Source organism: Butyricicoccus sp. (assembly GCF_050872565.1).
In the GTDB taxonomy this organism is placed as follows: Bacteria; Bacillota; Clostridia; order Oscillospirales; family Butyricicoccaceae; genus Butyricicoccus_A.
Genome location: NZ_JBNMHC010000283.1, coordinates 1 through 3,012, shown reverse-complemented (window position 1 = coordinate 3,012; position 3,012 = coordinate 1). Strand labels below are relative to the sequence as shown.

Here is a 3,012-nt window from a genome sequence, read left to right as displayed (position 1 = left end):
TACATTTTTATAATTTGCGAGGAAATGAATCAGGGAATGTACCGTGCGTCCGTATTTCAAGTCACCGCACAAACCAATCTTCATATTATCCGCCGAGCCGCGCAGACGCAGAATCGTTGTCATATCTGCCAGTGTCTGTGTCGGATGCAGATGTCCGCCGTCACCGGCATTGATAATCGGCACCTCAGAGAACATAGATGCCGCCTTTGCTGCGCCCTCGTGCGGGTTACGCATGACGATCATATCCGCATAGTTGGACACCATAGTGATGGTATCTTTCAGTGTCTCGCCCTTCGCCGCAGAGGAAGAATTCGGATTAGAGAATCCAACTACACTACCGCCCAAACGCATCATTGCTGTAGAAAACGAAAGATTGGTACGTGTACTCGGTTCATAGAACAAGCTGCCCAAAACCTTACCACGGCAGGCATCCGTATAACCTTCCGGTCGGTCGATGATATTTGAAGTGAGCTTGTACAGCTCATTAAATTCTTCCATTGTCAGATCACTGAGGTCGATAATATGTCGCATATATGCGTTCCTCCTTGTATTTTTTTTATTGTAGCACAAATTCCCCCTCTTGAAAAGCCCATGCGTTTTTTCCTTGCCGAAAAATCTCGAATTTTCTAGTATTGGAATGAAAACAGCAGCATAAACAGTAAAATTGCTGCCGTGAGTAACAATACACATCGATACCAAAACATCTGCTATCCCTCCTGTTCTATCTATCATCATATAGATATGAGGCCGCAAATCTCGTCGAATATCCTCTGGTTATTCCGGTAAAAGTGCAAAACCGATTGTCAATTGATTGTTTCCCTCTGTATAACTGTATTGCATGGAAGCTGTCATCTGTTGCACCATATATAATCCCAGTCCGCCAATCTCTCGCTCGTCTGCGTCCAAAGATACATCCGGCTGCGCCACAGATAATGGGTCAAATGGCTGTCCATTGTCTATAAAATCCAAAAACAAGGTATCCGCCTCTCGCCGCAGACGCAACATCGCTTCCGATGCATCGCTGTGCCGCACAATATTAGACCAAATTTCATCGGAGGTTATCTGCATTCGTTTGCGCAGCTTTTCCGGTACAGCAGCGGTCTTTAATCGATCATCCAAAAATTCCTGTACAACAGAAAAAGATGCTGTGTCGGGAATCGTTCGCACAATATTGGTATCTTGCATAGCATGAAGGTTCAAGCACAGCATGGTTATGTCATCCGATTGCGGCGTATCCCGAACAAATGCATGAACAGCATCCGTCACGGCACAGCAGGTCTCCTGCGCACTGCGATCCACTGTCTGTGCCAGCACGGTCTCTAGGCGCGTCTCTCCGAACAAAATTTCATTTTTATCACAAGCCTCTGTTACGCCATCGGTATACAAATACAAGGAATCTCCCGGCTGCAGCTGTATGGTTTGTGTGCGGTATCGCGTCATCTCCAGACCGGCAAGGACAAAATTCGGTTTCGTCCGCAGATATTGATAGGCTTCTCCCCTGCGCCGCAGCAGCGGCGGATTGTGTCCGGCATTAATAAAAGACAGCTCACCGGTACGCAAATCCAATTTGCCCATCCACGCTGTGATAAACATACCGGTATCATTTCCTTCGCACAAACGGCGGTTGGTCTCCGTAAACACTTCATCAATCGGCTGACCGCTCTCCGTCAGTGCTTTGATTAACGTCTTAGCCCGCATCATAAACATAGCGGCCGGAACGCCTTTGCCCGACACGTCGGCAACCAATACGACAAGAGTAAATCGTCCCAGCAGATAGAAATCGTAAAAATCTCCGCCGACTTCTTTTGCTGCATGCATAGAAGCATAAATATCAAAATCTGGTCGGTGCGGAAACGGCGGAAAGACAGACGGCAAGGCAGAATGTTGAATCTGTCGTGCAAATTCCAGCTCTTGGTCAATACGCTGCTCTGCCTCCTGAATATATTGTTTCAATGTCGATACGGTCGCATTCACATCGTCTGAAAGCTGTGAAAACTCTTTATATGTCCTCACATCAATCACTGTGTCCAAATTGCCGCTGGTAATGGCGTTTAATCCGTCATTGACACGCCGTAAATTGCAGACGACTTTTTTCTTGAGCATCTGAAAAATCAGGATGAACAGTGCGGTATAAATCAAAATTTCTGTAAATGCCATCAGATACAGCGTAACGTGCCGATACAGTTCTGCGTCCTCTTCCGTAATGCGATAAATAATTTGCTGGGTAAAGCTGCTCGTGATAAAAAACGCGATGACAATGCACACCAGCAGCCAAAAACCAAAGTCATAGCTGATATAGCGATCTTTCAAGCTGATACGCTCATTTTTCCCCACTCTGCCACTGACCAAAATCGCCAAACTCACCGCAATACCATTACAGACAATCATAGGAAACGCGCATTCCTGCACAAAATGAAAGGCGTGTGGTACATCACCCAAATTGGTTGCCAGCACCAACAGCATATGCAGCACTTCCATCGTCGTGCCAATGCCGAAACCAGACAAAAAGCTCGGCACGTCACCGTCAAATAATCGTTTTCGCATCACGCCGCTGAACACGCCTGCCAAAAAAGCAGCCAGCGAGCACGCCAATCGTGTGCCCATCTCGCCGCCCCAATAGACGCACAACCATCGATACATACCGCCGATGATACCGGCAATAAGACCTGCCGGTGCGCCAAAAATCAAACCGGCACACAGCGGCGCGGCATCACGAACGTTCATCACAACACCGCTTTGAACCGGCACGCCGTATTGTGTGGATAAAATGGCAAAAAGGCCAAAAGCAATACCGATGATTGCCTGCTGTAATCCAGGATGCCAGGCAGAAAATTTTGTTTTTTTACTGAGCAGTATAAAAATACCGGTCAACGCAACAGGAAACAGCGTTGCGGCAGTCAAATACCCCGTCATACTATGGTCAAAAAGTCCGCAAAGCCGGTAATATCCAATACTTCCATGACCATCTCCGGCACATGTACCAGCTTAAGTGTTCCCTTTTTATTCATCATT

At 47.0% G+C, this 3,012-nt stretch carries 2 protein-coding genes; both read right to left on the bottom strand.

Annotated features, from left to right (window positions below):
- Positions 1–531, bottom strand: a 531-nt coding sequence (locus ACR0P9_RS10095) for an aspartate/ornithine carbamoyltransferase family protein (protein ID WP_432619773.1), incomplete at its 3' end; no start/stop codon positions are given.
- 243 nt (positions 532–774) lie between these two features.
- Positions 775–2,913, bottom strand: coding sequence for a SpoIIE family protein phosphatase (locus ACR0P9_RS10090; RefSeq protein WP_432619771.1), 2,139 nt, complete (start codon positions 2,911–2,913; stop codon positions 775–777).
- Between the last annotated feature and the right edge of the window lie 99 nt (positions 2,914–3,012).

What these genes read in the sequence shown, in the direction of transcription:
- ACR0P9_RS10090 (WP_432619771.1), bottom strand. Translation starts at nt 2,913, where the DNA reads ATGACGGGGTATTTGACTGCCGCAACGCTGTTTCCTGTTGCGTTGACC.